We start from the raw sequence: 16,188 nt of genomic DNA on the forward strand, positions 1-16,188 counted from the left end.
ATAATCGCCTCTCACTCCAGCCGGAACAGCACTTCCTCGATCTCCTCGCCCCGGGCCTCGGCGAAGCCGCGATCCTGTCCGGTCCGCTTGAACCCGGCCCTCTCCAGCACGCGCTGCGAGGCGAGGTTGTCGAAGGCGGCCGAGGCGAACACCGGCCGCACCTCCACCTGCTCCAGCACCGCCGCCAACGCCGCGCCGGCCAGGCCGCGTCCCCAGCAGTCGCGCCGGATCCAGTACGTCACATCGATGTCGTCCCCGATCGGGAAGGCCGCCGCGCTGCCGACGATGTCGCCGCCGTCCTCCACCACCACGTTCACGATCCGATCGTCGGCGAGCAGCCGGCGGTGCTTTGCCAGGTAGGCCTCGCGGTCGTTGGCCGTACTCGTGAACGCGGCCATCGTCTGACCCCCGGCGTCGCATTGGATCTCGAACAGCGCCGGGAGGTCGCTCTCACGCATCGCGCGGATCACGGGTTCGGTCATGGGAAAAAGACTATTGCGACCTACTGACAACAAATCGCTGCCGCAACCCCTGCCCTGGTCACGATGCCCGAGCCGCGAGCGTCGGCGGCGCGTTTGGAGCGTCACGGCGCGGAAACGTGAACTCCATGGAGACCGAAAACGACGCTCCACTGCCCCCGACCGACTTCCGCGACCGCACGGCCGGCCACGCCATCGGCCGCACGGCGGTGCGCCCATGACCGACCGGATCCGCGTCTGGGTCATCACCACCGACACCGCCCCGGAGACCGCCGAGGCCTACCAGGAACTGCTCGACGACGACGAGAAGGCCCACGCCGCCGACTTCCTGCACGAGCGCGACCGGCACCGCTACCTCGTCGCGCACGGCGCGCGCCGCGTGATCCTGGGCCGCGAACTGGACCTCGCCCCGCAGTCCCTGGACTTCACCCCCGATTTCAACGGCAAGCCCGCGCTGGCCGGCGGCGGCCCGCACATCAGCCTGGCCCACGACGGCGCGCTGGCGCTGCTGGCGGTGGCGGCGACCCGCGAGGTCGGCGTGGACGTCCGCCAGCTGGTCGAGGGCCTGGACCCGGTGGACATGTCCGAGCGCTACTTCCTGCCCTTCGAGGCACGCTACGTCGCCGGCGGCCACGACTCGCTGGAGCAGACGGACCGCTACGCGCGCCTGTGGACCCGCAAGGAGGCGGCGGCGAAGGTGGCCGGCGGCCTGGGCTGGGCGAACACGAAGGCGGCGGTGCTCCAGCGGGACCTGGTGGCGTGCGTGGAACCGGCCAGCTCGCACCGGCACCGGGTGCTGCCGGTCGCGGTCCCCAGCGGGTACCGGGCGGCGGTCGCTTTGTTCGGAGAAGCCCCGTTCCAGGTGGAGGTGGTGGCCTTCGAAGCCTGAGCCGACCTGCGGCGGGAGCCTTGTAAAGGTTTCTTTAGCAAGATACCTTTAGATGCATGACCGGCTCAGAGCACGATGACGCCCTGCATCTCACCGACCCGCAAGCCATCCGCGCGTACGCCCACCGCACCCGGATGGCCTTGGTCGCCCTGCTCCGCACCGACGGCCCGCTGACCGCCACCCGCGCCGCCGAGCTCACCGGCGAATCAGTGGCCAGTTGCAGCTACCACCTGCGCATGCTCGCGAAGTACGGCCTGGTCGAGGAGGTCGCCGGACCCGGACGGCAAAAGCCGTGGCGCGCCACGGCGCAGTTCACGAACGTCCCGCGCGCCGCCACGGACCCGGCCGTCGCGGCGGCGACAGCGGAACTCCGCGTGTTCCTGGCCCAGCAGTACTTCGAGGAGGTGCTGTACGCCGAGCGCAACTGGGACCGGCTGCCGAAGGAGTGGCAGGAGGCCGAGGCCTTCGGCGACCGCATGCTCTACCTGACGCCCGCCGAGCTGCAGGAGCTCGAAGAGGGCATCGACGCGCTGCTCAGCCGCTTCGACGAACGCAACACCGCGCCGGAGCTACGGCCGGAGGGGGCGGAGTTGGTGCAGGTGCTGCGGATCGCCTATCGGAAGGACCTCCGGCCGGCACCGGGCAGCGACACCGGTCCGGGAACCGACACCGACTCGGGTACCGACACTGGCTCGGGCACCAACACCGCCTCGGGAACCGACACCACCGCCCAAGGCGCCCAGTCATGACCGCCGCCGTCAAGGGTCCCACCGAAGCCCCCACCGCCGGCGCGATATCCCGTCTGCTCCCGTCCGGCCTCCGCCACCGCGTCCCCGCGGTCCTGCACCGCCGCGATTTCCGCCGCTACTGGCTCGGCCACAGCGTCTCCCTGATCGGCGACGAGGTGCACCGCATCGCGATGCCGCTGGCCGCCGTGCTGCTCTTCGGCGCCGGGGCGACCGCGATGGCATGGCTCACCGCCGCGCCGATGATTCCCGCGCTGCTGCTGTCGATCCCGGCCGGGGTGTGGATGGATCGGCGGTCGAGCCGGCGCCGCGTCATGCTGATCGCCGACGTGGGCCGTTTCCTCGCCGTGCTGTCGGTGCCGGTCGCCTACGCCTTCGGCGTGCTCACCCTCGTGCAGCTGATCGTCGCCGAGCTGATCGTGGGGACGCTGGCCGTGCTGTTCAACATCGCCGGCAACACGCTGTTCGCCTGCATGGTCCCCGGCGAGGAACTCGTCGAGGCCTCAGCCCTGGACAACGGCAGCCGAGCCTTCGCCTACGTCTCCGGCCCCAGCGTCGGCGGCCTGCTGGTCCAGCTGCTCAGGGCGCCGTTCGCGCTGGTCGGCGACGCGGTGAGCTACCTGGCCTCAGCCCTGTCGCTCAGCCGGATATCCCCCGTCGAGCCCGAACCGGCGCCGCCTGCCAAAGGCAACTACCTCGACGGCCTTCGCTGGATCCTCCGGACCCCCGGCATCAGAGCCCTGGCCAGTGCCGTCGCGACGGTCAACTTCTTCGACTTCATCTTCCAGGCCCTGTTCATCCTCTACGCCACCAAGCACCTGCACATCAACCCCGGCCTGCTCGGCCTGGTCCTCGGCTCCGGCGCGATCGGCGGACTGGTCGGCGCCGTGCTGACGAAGCGCATCGTGGCGCGCATCGGCATCGGCATGGCGATGACGGTCGGCTTCCTCGGCTTCTCCGCGCCGCACATGCTGGTCGTGCTGGCCACGGGCCCCAAGGCGGCGATCGTGCTGACGCTGTTCGTGTACGAGTTCCTGTCCGGTCTGGGCGTGATGGTCCTGGACACCTCCGGCAACGCCTATCTCACCGCTGTGATGCCGGACGCCAGCCGCTCGCGCATCTCCGGCGTCCTGCAGACCATCAACTACGGCATCCGGCCCCTCGGCGCGCTGAGCGGCGGCTGGCTGGCCACGACCGTCGGCATGCGCACCTCCTTGTGGATCTCCACGATCGGCGCCTGTTGCAGCGTCCTGTTCCTGCTCGGCTCGCCGCTGCGCAAGCTGCGCGAACTACCCGGCTGACGCAGGCTCCGGCGCCGTGAACACCGGCTGCGGCGGCCGCGCCGGGAACCCCGCCGCCGCCCGCGCCTCGCAGAACGCCTCGATCAACGCCGGATGCACCGGCCCGTTGGACGCCACCAGATCCGCGTCCCCGGGATGCCACTCCAGCCCGGCGTACGTCGTGGCCTTCCCGCCGGCCTCCCGTACCAGCAACACCCCGGCGGCCCAGTCCCACGGCCCGCACCGCTGCTCCCAGTAGCAGTCCAGCCGGCCGGCGGCGACCCACGCCAGGTCGATCGCGGCGCTGCCGGTGCGCCGCACGTCCCGCGACTGACGGAACACCGAGGCGAACTCGGCCAGGTTGTCGTCACTGTCGAAGGACCTGGTCGGCGGGAAGCCGGTGGCCAGCACCGCCCGGTCCAGCCGCCGCACCGGCGAGGCGCGCAGCCGCCGGCGTCCCTCGTACGCGCCGTGCCCGGCCTCGGCCCAGTAGATCCGGCGGCGCGCGACGTCGGCGACCACCCCGAGGGCGAGCCGCTGCCCGTCCCAGAACGCCAGCGAACAGGCGCAGTGCGGGATGCCGCGCACGAAGTTGGTGGTGCCGTCGACGGGATCGACGAACCACGTCGGGCGCGACAGGTCCATCTCGGCCAGGCCGCCGCCCTCCTCGCCGACGACGGCGTGGTCGGGATGGGCATCCTTCAGCCAGGACCGGACCAGCCGCTCGACCCGCAGGTCGGTGGCGGTGACCAGGTCCGCGGCGGAGGTCTTGAAGCGGAGCCGGCGCGGGGCGGCCGAGCGGCGGATCAAGGTGGCGGCCTCCCGGGCGACGCGGATCGCGCCGAGGGTCGCGGGGCGGGGCAGGGGCATGGCCAGGTCCTTCGACAGTGCTTTCGATCAACCGTTTTCGTCGAGCGCTTCAGCCGGCTCCGGACCAGCCTGCGGCTCTTCAGCTGCCGGAGCAACAGGGGCATCGGCAGAGGCATCGGCGACGGCACTGGCGTCGATGCCGGGTATGCGTTCAAGCTCGTGTCCGAGCGTTTCCAGCTCCGCCCCGCCGGACATCAACCGCACCAGTTCGTCGCGGCCGATCTCGGACTTGGCGAAGTCCCCGAGTAACCGGCCCCGGTTCAGTACTACGAACCGGTCCCCCACCGGATGCGCGTGGTGCGGGTTGTGGGTGATGAACACGACGCCCAGGCCCTTCTCCCGGGCCTGGACGACCCGCCGTAGTACCACCCCGGCCTGTTTCACGCCCAGCGCCGAGGTCGGCTCGTCCAGGATCAGGACCCTGGCGCCGAAGTGCACGGCCCGGGCGATCGCCACCGACTGCCGCTCGCCGCCGGACAACGTGCCGACGGGCTGGTCGGGGTCGCGCAGGTCGATCCCCATCGCGGCCAGGGCTTCGCGGGTGCTCTCCCGGGCCGCGCGGGCGTCGAAGCGCCGCCACGGCCCCCAGCCCCTGGTCGGCTCCGAACCGAGGTAGAAGTTCCGCCAGATCGCCATCAGCGGCACCATCGCCAGGTCCTGGAAGACGGTGGCGATGCCGGCGGCGCGGGCGTCGCGGGGGCTGTGGAACCTCGTCGTCGTGCCGTCGATGCGCACCTCGCCCTCGTCGGGGGCGAACACCCCGGACAGGATCTTGATGAGCGTCGACTTGCCGGCGCCGTTGTCCCCGAGCACGCACGTGACCTGCCCGGCGCGCACCGACAGCGACACCCCGCTCAAGGCGCGCACGTTCCCGAAGTACTTGCCGACGCCGTCGGCCTCCAGCAGCGCCACGGACGCGTCATCGGAAGTGGTCATCTGCGCGCCCTCATCGCTCGCCGGTGGGTCAGGGTGTTGACGGCCACGGCCAGGAACAGGATCGCGCCCAGGAACGTGAAGTCCCAGGAGCTGTCCCAGCCGGAGTAGATGACGCCCTGCAACGCCATCCCGATGATGCAGGCCCCCAGCGCGGCGCCGAGCGCCGAGCCGTGCCCGCCGGTGAGCAGACAGCCGCCGACGACCGCGGCGATGATGTAGTAGAACTCGTAGCCGACGCCCTGCTCGGAGACCGCGGTGTTGGTCTGCAGGAACGAGATGACGCCGACCAGCGCGGCGGCCGTCGAGGTCGTCATGAACAGCAGGACCTTGGTACGCCGTACCGGCACCCCGACCTTGCGTGCGGCATCGGCGTCGCCGCCGACGGCGAACACCCAGTTCCCGAACCGGGTCCGGGCCAGCAGCCACACCGCGGCCGCCGTGACGCCGACGAACCACAGGATCGCGGTCTGGTAGCCCACCGGCAGACCGCTGCTGTGGGCGAAGGAACCGCCGAAGACGTCCTTGGCGCTGTTCAGCCCCGGATGGTCGGTGCCGGTCAGCCCGATGTTGGTACTGCCGTGGTTCACCTTCAGCACGCCGCCGACCGACAGGCCGCGGAAGACGAAGTACGTGGCCAGCGTGACGATGAAGCTCGGCAGCCCCGAGCGGGTCACGACGATCCCGTTCACCGCGCCGACCAGCGCCCCGAAGGCGAACGTCGCAGCGACCGCGGCCCAGGCGTTCCAGTGCTCGTTCCCGACCAGCAGCGCCATGATGATCGCGCAGAACCCGGTCATGCCGCCGGTCGACAGGTCGAACTCGCCGCCGATCATCAGCAGCCCGACCGGCACCGCCATGATCCCGAAGAACGCCGCCTGTTGGGCCCAAGCCTGGAATCCGGTCTGGGTCAGCCACAGGTGCTGCGGGGTGCTGTCGGTGACGGTGAAGACCACGAACACCGCGACCGCCCCGAGCAGCGCTCCCAGGGCGGGGCGCCGCAGGGCCCTGGTGAGCGCGCCGACCAGGCCGCCGGCGCCCTCCGGGGGCTCGTTGGGCTCGCCGGGGCCGCCGGGGCCGTCAGAGCCGCCCTCGGGCCCGCCGGCGGGCGGTGGCCCGGCCTCCCCGGGCCGGGCCACCGCGACGTCCGAGTCGGTCATCAGTCGTCCCCGGCCGCGATCGCGGCGGCCACGGACTTGATGTTCGTGCTGTCCACGAGCTTGGGTCCGCTGGCCACGGTGGTGCCGCCGCCGACCGCGTTGCCCTCGTGCTTGTCGTACAGGAACAGGAACTCGACCGGGAGGTAGCCCTGGAGGTACTGCTGCTGGTCCACGGCGAAGTCCAGGGTCGGGGGCGAGGCCTGCAGGTCGTTCTGCACGTCGCCGGACAGGTCGAAGGTGGCGATCTTCACGTGCGCCGGCTTGGCCACGACCAGCGACTGGCCGATCGCGTTGTTCAGCGTCATCACCGCGTTGATCCCGGGGTGCGCGGCCAGGTAGGCGGTGACCTGGCCGACCGCCTGCTGCGGGTTGGAGGCGGCGTTCGGCGTGGACAGGATCAGCTCGGTGCAGGCCGGCCCGGAAGTGGGGGAGTCCCCACTTACGCACTTCTGGCCGACGCCCAGGCCCTGCGCGATGCCGTCGCAGCGGTCGAGCAGGTTCTGGCCGGACTGGTGGATCACGCACAGCACGTTGGAGGCGTTCTCCTTGGCGAACCGCTGCCCGGCTTGCTTGCCGGCCAGCTGCTCAGGCTGCCCGACGCAGGTGATGGCCTTGGCCGCGGCGATGTCGGCGTCGTCGCACCCGGCGTTGACCAGGACCACCGGGATGCCGGCGTCGGAGGCGGCGGCCAGGGTGGAGTTCATGACGCTCGGCGCGTGGTCGGAGACGATGATGCCGTTGACCTTGGCGTTGATCGCGTTCTGGATCTGCGCGTTCTCAGCGTTGTCGTCGGGCTGGGCCTGGCCCTGCTGCTGGGAGCCGTAGGTCTCGGACAGTTTGCAGCCGGTGTCCTTCGCTGCGTCCTTGGCGCCCTTGTAGACGACGCTCCAGAAGTTGCCGTTGTCGCCGTGGGTGATGACGGCGAAGGTGTAGGGGCAGGAGCCGCCGGAGCCGGCCCCGGTCTTGGACGACGAGCTCGACGACGAGCAGCCGGCGATCAGGAGCGCCGTGGCCAGCACTGCCGTGAGCAGCCGGCCGATGGAAGAGCGTGTTCTCGGTGCCATACGTGCCTCCTCCACATTCGTTGTGGCGTTACAGGTACGGGCGTTGAGCCTTCTTCGCCTCCTCATACCCCGTTCGGGCCGCGCGAGTGGATTCCAGTTCTGATACCTGCGCGACCGGGACGTCCCACCACGCGCCGCCGTCGGGCCCGCCGGCCAGCGGATCGGTCGTGACGTGCACGACTGTGAGGTGGTCGGCCTTCTTGGCGCGGTCCAGCGCCGCGACGAACTCCCCAAGATCGCCCGCGCGTTCGACGTTCGCGCCGAGGCTGGCGGCGTTGGCGGCCAGGTCCACCGGCAGCGGACCGCCGTCCAACCGCCCCGTGGTACCTCGGTAGCGATAGGCGGTGCCGAAACGCTGCGAGCCCACCGACTCGGACAGCGCGCCGATGGAGGCGTAGCCGGCGTTGTCGACCAGCACCACGATCAGTTTCACGCCCTCGGCCACGGCGGTGACGATCTCCTGGGCGAGCATCAGGTAGGAGCCGTCGCCGACGAGGACGTAGACCTCGCGCTCGGGCGCGGCGAGCTTCACGCCCAGGCCCCCGGCGATCTCGTAGCCCATACAGGAGAAGCCGTACTCGACGTGGTACGACTTCGGGTCGCCGCCGGTGCGCCAGAGCCGGTGCAGGTCGCCGGGCATCGAGCCGGCCGCGCAGACGACCACGTCGCCGGGTTCGACGGCGTCGTTGACGGCGGCGATGACCTCGATTTGGGAGGACAGCGGCGCGTTGGCGAAGTGGTAGGCGGACTCGACGGTGGCGGCCCAATTCGCGCGGGCGTCAGCGATTTCGGCGCTGTGTGTAGCTCCTATGGGAGAGCCGGAAAGTAATGCTGTCAGGTCTTCCAAGGCCGTGCGAGCATCGGCGACGACTGCGATGCCGGCGTGTTTGGCGGCGTCGAAGGCGGCGATGTTGATCGTCACGAATCGCACGTCGGGGTCGGCGAAGACGGTGCGGGAGGCGGTGGTGAAGTCCGAGAAGCGGGTGCCGATGCCGATGACGAGGTCGGCTCGGGCGGCGATGCGGTTCGCGGCAGTGGTTCCGGTCGCGCCGACGGCGCCCAGGGACAGCGGATCGTCCTCCGGCATGGCGCCCCTGCCGGCCTGGGTCTCGGCGACCGGGATGCCGGTGGCGCGGGCGAAGGCGCGGAGCGTGTCGGTGGCCTGCGAGTAGGTGACGCCGCCGCCGGCGACGATGAGAGGGCGTTCGGCGTTCATGATGGCGGTGCGCGCTCGGTTCAGGGCACTGATGTCGGCGCGCGGGCGGGGGACGTGCCAGACGCGCTGCTCGAACAGCTCTTCGGGCCAGTCCCACGCCTCGGCCTGCACGTCCTGCGGAAGCGCCAGGGTGACCGCTCCGGTATCGGCGGGGTCTGCCAGCACTCGCATCGCGTTGAGCAGGGCCGCGGGCAGTTGTTCGGGGCGGTTGACGCGGTCGAAGTAGCGGGAGACGGGGCGCAGCGTGTCGTTGACGGAGATGTCGAGGCTGCGCGGGTCCTCCAGCTCTTGCAGGACCGGGTTGGCGGTGCGGGTGGCGAAGACGTCGCCGGGGAGCAGCAGGACCGGCAGGCGGTTGATCGTGGCCAGGGCCGCGCCGGTGACCAGGTTGGTGGCGCCGGGTCCGACAGAGGTGGTGCAGGCGTAGGTGGACAGGCGGTCGCGGGTGCGGGCGAAGGCGGCGGCGGTGTGGACCATGGCCTGCTCGTTGCGGGCCTGGCGGTAGGGCAGCAGGGCCGGGTCCTGGAGTTCCAGGCCGAGGAGGGCTTCGCCGAGGCCTGCGACGTTGCCGTGGCCGAAGATGCCGAAGACGCCTTCGATGAGGCGGTGGCGGATGCCGTCGCGTTCGGTGTGCTGGACGGCGAGGAATCTTACGAGCGCCTGGGCTACGGTCAGGCGGCGGGTGCTCATTCCCGGGCTCCGGGCTTCACTAGCGCGGTAGCGGTGTCGACCGCCGCTGCGACGTCGCCGTCCGGCGGGTAGAGCAGGGCCCGTCCTACAACCAGTCCGTGAACCCCTTCCAGGGCAAGGGCTTTCTCCCAGGCGGCGTAGGTCTCCTGCGGGGCGACGTCGGGGTCGCCGCCGAGGAGCAGGACCGGGAGGGTAGTCGCGGCCAGGACGCGTTCCATCTCCTCCACGACCGGCAGCTTCAGCCAGGTGTAGGCGCTGGTCGAGCCCAGGCCGCCGGCTATCGCGCAGGCCCGGACGACGGCGGCGGCCGACAGGTCGTTGCGCAGACGGCCATCGCCCGCGCGGGTGGCCATGAAGGGCTCGATCATCGCGACCAGGCGGCGCGCCGCCAGCTCGGAGACGGCCCGGCCGCAGGCTTCCAGCGTGGAGACGGTGTCGGGGTCGCCGAGGTCGATGCGCAGCAGCATCTTGCCGCCGTCCAGGCCGGAGGCGGCGATGGCGGCGGCGTCGTAGGCGGTGAAGCGGTCGTCGAGCTCGGAGACGGAGCCGGCCAGCCCGCCCCGGTTCATCGACCCCACCACCACCCGGTCATCGAGGGCGCCGAGCAGCAGCAGATCCTCCACGATGTCAGGGGTCGCCAACACCCCGTCCACACCGGGCCGCGCAAGCGCCACGACCAGACGCTCCAACAACTCCCGCCGATCCCCCATCGCCAACGGATCGTCCCGCACCCCCAACGCCCCCCGCGCCGGATGATCGGCGGCGATGAGCATCAACCGCCCGCCCCGCTCGACCAGAGACCGCCGCCGCCGCGCCGAGGCCGCCGCCGCGATGGCCTCCGGCTCAGCCACCCGCACCTGCCGCAACCGGCGCATCTCCCCGACGTCAAGCATGGACGACCTCCACGAACGGTAGGGGGCACGCGACGCGACGCCGGGTGGGGTAGCGCACCGGCCCGGCGCCACACCGCCGGGCCGGTTGACTGGGGGGAGGTGGATCAGGGCACCGAGCAGGGACGGATGCGGGATTGGCGGCGGCGGATGCGGGATTGGCGGCGGCGGATGCGGGATTGGCGGGGGCGGATGCGGGATTGGCGGGGGCGGGAAGTTGCTCGGCGCGCGCCACGAGATCGCCACTACCGGTTCGCGGCTCGGTGCACACCGCGAGAGCGCCGCCACCAGCGTGCTGCCCGGCGCGCGCCACGAAGCCGCCGCGAGCATCCCGCTCAGCGTGCGTCACGAAATCGCCGCCGCCGGCACGCAGCCCCGCAGCCGAGGCAAAACCATCGACGCGAGCATCCCGCTCAGCTCCCACCGCCAAGCCACCGCGACCGGTCCGGCCGGCACCCTGGGCGGCACCCCGGCAGGCGGCCCCCTCACCCATCCCCGGCCTCCAGCGCGGCCAGGACCTCGGCGGTGGCCGGCATCGCCGTCGAGCACTCGATCCGGCTGGCGACCAGGGCGCCGGCGGCGTTGGCGAAGCGCAGGGTGCGTTCCAGCGGCCAGCCTCCCAGCAGGCCGTGGCACAGTGCGCCGCCGAACGCGTCGCCGGCGCCGAGGCCGTTGAGGACCTTCACCGTCGGGGCCGGTAGTTCCAGGGTCTGCTGCGCGGTGTGGGCCAGGACTCCGTCGGCGCCCAGCTTCACCACGGCCAGGTGCGGGCCCAGGCTCAGCAGTGCGTCGGCGGCCTGGTGCGGGTCGCGTTCGCCGACCGCTGTGAAGCACTCCTCCAGGTTGCCGACCGCTACCGTGACGTGCGGCAGTGCCAGGCGTGCCGCGCGGCCGGCGGCGGTGGCGGAGTCCCAGAATTGGGGGCGGTAGTCCAGGTCGAGGATGGTGTGGGGGGCGGCGGCGCGGGCTTGCCAGGCGGCGTGGTGGGCCGAGCGGCTGGGTTCGGCGGACAGGCCGGTGAGTGTCGCCCAGAAGACGCCCGCGCCGGCGATCGCCTCCAGGTCCAGTTCCTCCGGGGCGATTGTCAGGTCGGGGGCCTTGGGCCAGCGGTAGAAGTAGATCGGGAAGTCGTCCGGGGGGAACATCTCGCAGAAGGTCACCGGTGTCGGCAGTCCTTCGACCTCCGCCAGGAAGGCGTCGTCGACGCCGAACTCCCCCAGCGCGCGCCGGACGAAGCGTCCGAAGGGGTCCGCGCCGACGCGGGTGACGACCGCGGTGCGGCGGCCGTGGCGGGCGGCGGCGACGGCGACGTTCGTGGCGCTGCCGCCGAGGAACTTGCCGAACGTCTCCACGTCCTCCAGCCCCACCCCGATCTGCAGCGGGTACACGTCCACGCCGACCCGGCCCATGGTGACGACGTCGTAGCTCATGCCAGCCCCTCCAGGTAGGCGGCGCAGGCGCGCACGTCGGCGGCCGGCCCGGCCCCGCGCCCGGGCTCGGCGTCCAGCACCGTGTCCTGCTCCAGCACGTACCAGCCCCGGTATTCGTTCCCTTCCAAGGCCGCTACGACTCCTGCGATATCGGCGTCCCCGCGCCCCAGCGGCCGATACATACCGGCGCATACCGCGTCGTAGTACGTCAACTCGCCGACACGTACCCGCTCGGCGAGGGCGGCGTCGACGTCCTTCAGGTGCGTGTGCGCGATGCGGTCCGGGGCCCGCGCTGCCAGCCCGGCCGGGTCGCCGCCGCCGATCAGCAGGTGGCCGGTGTCCAGGCACAGCGGCGTGTCCGAGGCGTCCAGCAGCCGCTCGACCTCCTCGCCGGTCTCGATCATCGTGCCGACGTGCGAATGCAGGCAGGTGCGGATGCCCAGGCCCACCGCCCGCGCGCGGATCCGGTCCAGGTTCGTGAACAGCGTCCGCCAGCCGCCGGCGTCCAGCACCGGCCGCGAGTCGTAGCCGTCGGCGCCGGTCGCGGCGGCCAGCACCAGCAGATCCGCCCCGGACGCGGTGAACCCGGCCAGTGCCTCGGCGACGGCCGGCCACGGGTCGTGGTCCGGCTCATGCAGCACCGCCGGGACGAATCCGCCGACCGCAAGGAGCTGATACTCCTTCAGCAGCGCGCGCCGCTCGCCGGGATCCTCCGGCAGGAACCCGTCCGGTCCGAACTCGGTGGCCCGCAGCCCGGCCTCGGCCATCTCGGTCAGCACCCGCTCGGCGGACAGCTGGTGGCCCCACCCCGGGACCTCGCACACGCCCCAGGAGATCGGCGCCCCGGCGATCCGGTCCGCGATCCGGTCCCCGATCCGGTCTGCGATCCGATTCGCGGTCATCGCCGCACCTCCGCGATCGTCACCGGCCGGTTCTCCGCGCGCGAGACATCACAGGCTTCTGCGACGTACAGCGCCTCCAGCGCGTCACCGACCGGGCAGGGGTTCTCGATCCGGCCCTCGGCGAAGCACACGAAGGCTTGCAGCTCGTCGATGTAGGCCTGGTGGAACCGGTCCATGAACCCCGCGTACGCCGGCCCCTTCGGCCAGGCCGCGCCGCTGCCGCCGCCGGAATCGGTATGGGGATTGAGATCGGGATCGGGATCAGGCCCGGGCACCCCCACCGGCCGCACCGGCAGCCCGTCGTCGTACCCGGCGCCGATACTGCCCTGCGTCCCGGCCACATCCAGCGTCACCGCATACCCCGCACCGTGATACCGCGTCGCCGTCACGGTGGCGAGCGCGTCGTCCTCCAGCCGCAGCACCGCAGCGGCGGTATCAGCGTCGCCGAACTCGGCGAAGAACGGCGCACCCCGGTCCGAACCGGAGGCGAACACCGAGGCCACCTCCCGGCCGGTCACCCAGCGGATCGCGTCGAAGTCGTGCACGCTGCAGTCGCGGAAGATCCCGCCGGAGGTCGCTATGTATCCGGCCGGTGGTGGCACCGGATCACAGGTCTGAGCGCGCAGCGTGTGCACGCGGCCCAGCGCCCCCGCGCGCACCTCGGCGCGCGCCGCGACGTACCCGGCGTCGAAGCGTCGTTGGAAGCCGATCTGCACGCGGCCGCCGTACTTGTCGACGCTCTTGATGACCTCCAGCGTCTTGGCGCTGTTCTCGGCGACCGGCTTCTCGCAGAACACCGGGATGCCGGCGGCGACGCCGCGCTCGATGAGCTCGGCGTGGCTGCCGGTGGAGGTGGCCACGACCAGCGCGTCCAGATCCGTGCGCAGCAGCGAGCCGATGTCCGGGGCCCAGCGGGTGCCGAGCGTGGCGGCCAGCTCCTCGGCCCGGCCGGACTGCACGTCGGCGACCACCACCTCGACGTCCGGCAGGCCGTGCAGCGTCCTGGCGTGGAAGGCCCCGATGCGCCCGACGCCGACCAGCCCCAAGAGTGTCATGCCAGCCTCCGTCGCGTACGCGTGCTTGTGGTGGCCACTTGGTGCGAGCTTCCTGCGGACCGGGCAGCCGGTCAACCGAATGTTATGACATTTTAACAACCGGACAGGTTGTCATCATGGGGTTGACACCTGTCAGACGGCCCGGTCGCCCAGCCGCACCGGCAGCGCGGCCAGACCGCGGAACAGCCGGCTGTGGTCCCATTCCAGCGACTCGGCAGGTGCTGCCAACTCAAGGTGCGGATACGCATTCAGCAGTTCACTGAAGGCGATGCGCGCCTCCAGTCGCGCCAGTGGCGCGCCCAGGCAGTGGTGCAGGCCGTAGCCGAACGTCAGGTGCGAGGGCTCGGAGCGGTCGGCGCCACGGCCGGGACGGTAGACGGCCGGGTCGCTGTAGCGGCGCTCGTCCCGGCTGACCGCGCTGAAGTGCACCACCACCGGCTCGCCGGTGCGGATCAGCACCCCGCCGAGCTCGACATCCACCAAGGGATAGCGCGGAAACACCACCTTTACCGGCGGGTCGATGCGAAGGAACTCCTCGATGGCCGCGGGAAGCAGGGCCGGATCCTCCCGAACGGCAGCCACGCGCGCGGGGTCGGACAGCAGCGTCACCGTGCCGTTGCCGATCAGGTTGACCGTGGTCTCGTAACCCGCGCCCAGCAGCAGGAACAGCAGCGACACCAGCTCGCGCTCGGTCAGTGTGTCGCCCTGGTCATGGGCGCGGATCAGGCCGTCGATCAACGTGCCCTCATGCGAGATGTCCATCGGCGCGTCGCCGACGGCGGCCCGGCGCTGCGCCACCAGACCCGCGAGCATGTCGGAGATCTTGCGCGCCGCCACAGCCGTTTCGGGCACCTGCCGCTCGTCGGCCTGCAGCACGGTGTCGGCCCAGTGCCGGAAGTCGGCGCGCTGCCCGGTGTCGATGCCCAGGAGCTCGGCGATGACCGTTATGGGCAGTGGCAGCGCGAAGGCCTCCATCAGGTCGATCTCGGCCTCGGCCGTGTCGGAGGGGAACGCCTCGATCAGGTCCCGCGCGATCCCGCGGATCCACGGCTCCAGTGCCGCGATCCGGCGCGGGGTGAAGGTCTGCTGGACCAGGCCGCGCAGCCGGGTGTGGTCCGGCGGGTCCATGCGGCCCATGTGCGATTGCAGGCCCCGGTCGGCGGCGCCGGCCCAGAACACCTCGCGGGCCTCCGGGCCGGAGTTCTTGATCCCGTCGATGCTCATCTGGGGCGAGGACAAGACGAACAGGGCCTCGTCGTAACCGGTGACCAGCCACACCGCCAATCCGTCCACCACGGTGCGGACCACCGGCCCGGCCTCGACGATGGGGGCCAGGAGGGCGTAGGGGTCGCGGGCGTACTCGGGGTCCGAGGTGTTCAACACGGGAAGATCAGACATATTAAGGATTCTCACTCGTTTTGCGGCACTCGTCATGGTGGCGCGCGGTCGGCGGCGGTGATCCGTCAGGGTCAGGCGGGGTCAGGTGGGGTCAGACGGGGTCAGACATGCTCAGGCAGCATCGCGTACCGTCGTGCCATGCCCCGCCACACCGCCGAGGAACTGGCCGCCGCCAACGGCCGGACCCTGGCCGACGTCATCGCCCCGGACCTGGACGTCCTGTTCTGCGGCATCAACCCCGGCCTGCTCTCGGCCCTGACCGGCCACCACTTCGCCCGCCCCGGCAACCGCTTCTGGCCCGCCCTGCACCGCTCCGGCTTCACCCCGCGCCAGCTCGCGCCGTCCGAGCAGGACCAGCTGATCGGCCTGGGCCTGGGCATCACGAACGTGGTGGCGCGCGCCACCGCCGGCGCCGCCGAACTACGCCCGGAGGAGTACCGCACCGGCGGGGAGGCGCTGCGGGCGAAGGTGGCCGAGTTCCGGCCGCGCTGGCTGGCGGTCGTCGGGATCGGCGCGTACCGGGTCGCGTTCGACGCGCCGAAGGCGGTGATGGGTCGGCAGGAGCGGGAGTTGGGGGCGACGGGGCTGTGGGTGCTGCCCAACCCCAGCGGGCTGAACGCGCACTACAACGTCGATACGCTTGCGGCCGCGTACGCCGAGCTCCGGGAGGTCGTACGGGGGCCGGATCCGGCGGCGGCATAAAGTCGCTGGCATGGACAACGAAGAGGAAGCCGCCGGGCTCGCCGCCGCACGCCGCATGTTCGACGCCGACAAGGCCTCGGCGGGGCTGGGGATCGAGTTGGTCGAGCTGGCGCCGGGGCGGGCTGTAGCGCGGATGCGGGTGGCCGCCTCCATGCTGAACGGGCACGCCATCGGGCACGGCGGGTACGTGTTCCTGCTCGCCGACTCCGCTTTTGCGCTGGCCTGCAACAGTCATGGGCCGGTGACGGTCGCGGCCGGGGCCGACGTCAGTTTCCTGGCGCCGGTGGCCGAGGGGGATGTGCTGACGGCGTGTGCGGTCGAGCGGGTGCTGGCCGGGCGCAGTGGGATCTATGACGTGACGGTGACGCGGGGTGGTGCGGAGAGCTCGGGCGATGCGGCTGCTCCGGCCGGACAGATCGTCGCCGAGTTCCGCGGTCGGAGCCGTGTCGTCACTGGTCGTTGACCTTTCAAGCGGGTATCAGCA

16 protein-coding genes are annotated in these 16,188 nt (G+C 71.5%); 5 read left to right on the forward strand and 11 right to left on the reverse strand.

Features of this window, described 5'->3' with window-relative positions:
- Positions 1–11: 11 nt before the first annotated feature.
- Positions 12–482: a GNAT family N-acetyltransferase gene (locus tag ABIA35_RS41905; protein ID WP_370361662.1), complete on the reverse strand. Its 471-nt coding sequence runs from the start codon at positions 480–482 to the stop codon at positions 12–14.
- Between the two features lie 214 nt (positions 483–696).
- Between ABIA35_RS41905 and ABIA35_RS41910 the strand changes: the two genes are divergently transcribed.
- Genes ABIA35_RS41910 through ABIA35_RS41920 form a run of 3 tightly spaced genes read left to right on the forward strand, consistent with a single transcriptional unit; the run spans position 697 to position 3,415 of the window.
- Positions 697–1,368 (forward strand): 4'-phosphopantetheinyl transferase superfamily protein, encoded by a 672-nt coding sequence (locus tag ABIA35_RS41910; RefSeq protein ID WP_370361663.1) that lies wholly within the window; start codon positions 697–699, stop codon positions 1,366–1,368.
- 56 nt (positions 1,369–1,424) lie between these two features.
- The gene (locus ABIA35_RS41915) at positions 1,425–2,117 is read left to right on the forward strand and encodes a helix-turn-helix domain-containing protein (protein WP_370361664.1); all 693 of its coding nucleotides are present in this window, start codon (positions 1,425–1,427) and stop codon (positions 2,115–2,117) included.
- Positions 2,114–3,415, forward strand: a complete 1,302-nt coding sequence (locus ABIA35_RS41920) for an MFS transporter (RefSeq protein ID WP_370361665.1) — start codon at positions 2,114–2,116, stop codon at positions 3,413–3,415. The genes ABIA35_RS41915 and ABIA35_RS41920 overlap by 4 nt, the downstream gene beginning before the upstream one ends.
- Here ABIA35_RS41920 and ABIA35_RS41925 read toward each other — a convergent pair.
- The 10 genes from ABIA35_RS41925 to ABIA35_RS41970 all read right to left on the reverse strand — a co-directional run bounded on the left by ABIA35_RS41925 (position 3,404) and on the right by ABIA35_RS41970 (position 15,002).
- On the reverse strand, positions 3,404–4,264 hold the full coding sequence (locus ABIA35_RS41925) for an inositol monophosphatase family protein (protein WP_370361666.1): 861 nt from the start codon (positions 4,262–4,264) through the stop codon (positions 3,404–3,406). The two genes, ABIA35_RS41920 and ABIA35_RS41925, sit on opposite strands and share 12 nt — an antisense overlap.
- Positions 4,265–4,291: 27 nt before the next feature.
- Complete coding sequence (locus ABIA35_RS41930) at positions 4,292–5,200, reverse strand: ATP-binding cassette domain-containing protein (protein ID WP_370361667.1); 909 nt, start codon at positions 5,198–5,200, stop codon at positions 4,292–4,294.
- Complete coding sequence (locus ABIA35_RS41935; protein ID WP_370361668.1) at positions 5,197–6,357, reverse strand: ABC transporter permease; 1,161 nt, start codon at positions 6,355–6,357, stop codon at positions 5,197–5,199. The genes ABIA35_RS41930 and ABIA35_RS41935 overlap by 4 nt, the downstream gene beginning before the upstream one ends.
- Entirely contained in the window at positions 6,357–7,421 is a 1,065-nt protein-coding gene (locus tag ABIA35_RS41940) for a substrate-binding domain-containing protein (protein ID WP_370361669.1), read from the reverse strand. Before ABIA35_RS41940 ends, ABIA35_RS41935 begins: the two co-directional genes overlap by 1 nt.
- Before the next feature lie 28 nt (positions 7,422–7,449).
- Positions 7,450–9,327, reverse strand: coding sequence for a 3D-(3,5/4)-trihydroxycyclohexane-1,2-dione acylhydrolase (decyclizing) (iolD, locus tag ABIA35_RS41945; RefSeq protein ID WP_370361670.1), 1,878 nt, complete (start codon positions 9,325–9,327; stop codon positions 7,450–7,452).
- A complete protein-coding gene (locus tag ABIA35_RS41950; RefSeq protein WP_370361671.1) occupies positions 9,324–10,220 on the reverse strand; it encodes a deoxyribose-phosphate aldolase in 897 nt (298 codons plus the stop codon). Before ABIA35_RS41950 ends, iolD begins: the two co-directional genes overlap by 4 nt.
- Before the next feature lie 482 nt (positions 10,221–10,702).
- Positions 10,703–11,647, reverse strand: a complete 945-nt coding sequence (gene iolC, locus ABIA35_RS41955) for a 5-dehydro-2-deoxygluconokinase (protein ID WP_370361672.1) — start codon at positions 11,645–11,647, stop codon at positions 10,703–10,705.
- Complete coding sequence (locus ABIA35_RS41960; protein ID WP_370361673.1) at positions 11,644–12,549, reverse strand: sugar phosphate isomerase/epimerase family protein; 906 nt, start codon at positions 12,547–12,549, stop codon at positions 11,644–11,646. Before ABIA35_RS41960 ends, iolC begins: the two co-directional genes overlap by 4 nt.
- On the reverse strand, positions 12,546–13,604 hold the full coding sequence (locus tag ABIA35_RS41965; protein WP_370361674.1) for a Gfo/Idh/MocA family oxidoreductase: 1,059 nt from the start codon (positions 13,602–13,604) through the stop codon (positions 12,546–12,548). The genes ABIA35_RS41960 and ABIA35_RS41965 overlap by 4 nt, the downstream gene beginning before the upstream one ends.
- A 132-nt stretch (positions 13,605–13,736) precedes the next feature.
- A complete protein-coding gene (locus tag ABIA35_RS41970) occupies positions 13,737–15,002 on the reverse strand; it encodes a cytochrome P450 (RefSeq protein ID WP_370361676.1) in 1,266 nt (421 codons plus the stop codon).
- A 138-nt stretch (positions 15,003–15,140) separates the two neighbouring features.
- Here ABIA35_RS41970 and mug point away from each other — a divergent pair, with 138 nt between their 5' ends.
- Both mug and paaI read left to right on the forward strand, forming a co-directional pair.
- On the forward strand, positions 15,141–15,704 hold the full coding sequence (gene mug / locus ABIA35_RS41975) for a G/U mismatch-specific DNA glycosylase (RefSeq protein ID WP_370361677.1): 564 nt from the start codon (positions 15,141–15,143) through the stop codon (positions 15,702–15,704).
- A 10-nt stretch (positions 15,705–15,714) separates the two neighbouring features.
- The gene (gene paaI, locus ABIA35_RS41980) at positions 15,715–16,167 is read left to right on the forward strand and encodes a hydroxyphenylacetyl-CoA thioesterase PaaI (RefSeq protein WP_370361678.1); all 453 of its coding nucleotides are present in this window, start codon (positions 15,715–15,717) and stop codon (positions 16,165–16,167) included.
- The last annotated feature ends 21 nt before the right edge of the window (positions 16,168–16,188 follow it).

Source organism: Catenulispora sp. MAP12-49 (genome assembly GCF_041262705.1).
GTDB lineage: Bacteria > Actinomycetota > Actinomycetes > Streptomycetales > Catenulisporaceae > Catenulispora.

Excerpts from the sequence above, each read along its gene's own strand:
- ABIA35_RS41905 (WP_370361662.1), bottom strand. The coding sequence starts at position 482 with ATGACCGAACCCGTGATCCGCGCGATGCGTGAGAGCGACCTCCCGGCG.
- ABIA35_RS41910 (WP_370361663.1), top strand. The coding sequence starts at position 697 with ATGACCGACCGGATCCGCGTCTGGGTCATCACCACCGACACCGCCCCG.
- ABIA35_RS41915 (WP_370361664.1), top strand. The coding sequence starts at position 1,425 with ATGACCGGCTCAGAGCACGATGACGCCCTGCATCTCACCGACCCGCAA.
- ABIA35_RS41920 (WP_370361665.1), top strand. The coding sequence starts at position 2,114 with ATGACCGCCGCCGTCAAGGGTCCCACCGAAGCCCCCACCGCCGGCGCG.
- ABIA35_RS41925 (WP_370361666.1), bottom strand. The coding sequence starts at position 4,264 with ATGCCCCTGCCCCGCCCCGCGACCCTCGGCGCGATCCGCGTCGCCCGG.
- ABIA35_RS41930 (WP_370361667.1), bottom strand. The coding sequence starts at position 5,200 with ATGACCACTTCCGATGACGCGTCCGTGGCGCTGCTGGAGGCCGACGGC.
- ABIA35_RS41935 (WP_370361668.1), bottom strand. The coding sequence starts at position 6,357 with ATGACCGACTCGGACGTCGCGGTGGCCCGGCCCGGGGAGGCCGGGCCA.
- ABIA35_RS41940 (WP_370361669.1), bottom strand. The coding sequence starts at position 7,421 with ATGGCACCGAGAACACGCTCTTCCATCGGCCGGCTGCTCACGGCAGTG.
- iolD (WP_370361670.1), bottom strand. The coding sequence starts at position 9,327 with ATGAGCACCCGCCGCCTGACCGTAGCCCAGGCGCTCGTAAGATTCCTC.
- ABIA35_RS41950 (WP_370361671.1), bottom strand. The coding sequence starts at position 10,220 with ATGCTTGACGTCGGGGAGATGCGCCGGTTGCGGCAGGTGCGGGTGGCT.
- iolC (WP_370361672.1), bottom strand. The coding sequence starts at position 11,647 with ATGAGCTACGACGTCGTCACCATGGGCCGGGTCGGCGTGGACGTGTAC.
- ABIA35_RS41960 (WP_370361673.1), bottom strand. The coding sequence starts at position 12,549 with ATGACCGCGAATCGGATCGCAGACCGGATCGGGGACCGGATCGCGGAC.
- ABIA35_RS41965 (WP_370361674.1), bottom strand. The coding sequence starts at position 13,604 with ATGACACTCTTGGGGCTGGTCGGCGTCGGGCGCATCGGGGCCTTCCAC.
- ABIA35_RS41970 (WP_370361676.1), bottom strand. The coding sequence starts at position 15,002 with ATGTCTGATCTTCCCGTGTTGAACACCTCGGACCCCGAGTACGCCCGC.
- mug (WP_370361677.1), top strand. The coding sequence starts at position 15,141 with ATGCCCCGCCACACCGCCGAGGAACTGGCCGCCGCCAACGGCCGGACC.
- paaI (WP_370361678.1), top strand. The coding sequence starts at position 15,715 with ATGGACAACGAAGAGGAAGCCGCCGGGCTCGCCGCCGCACGCCGCATG.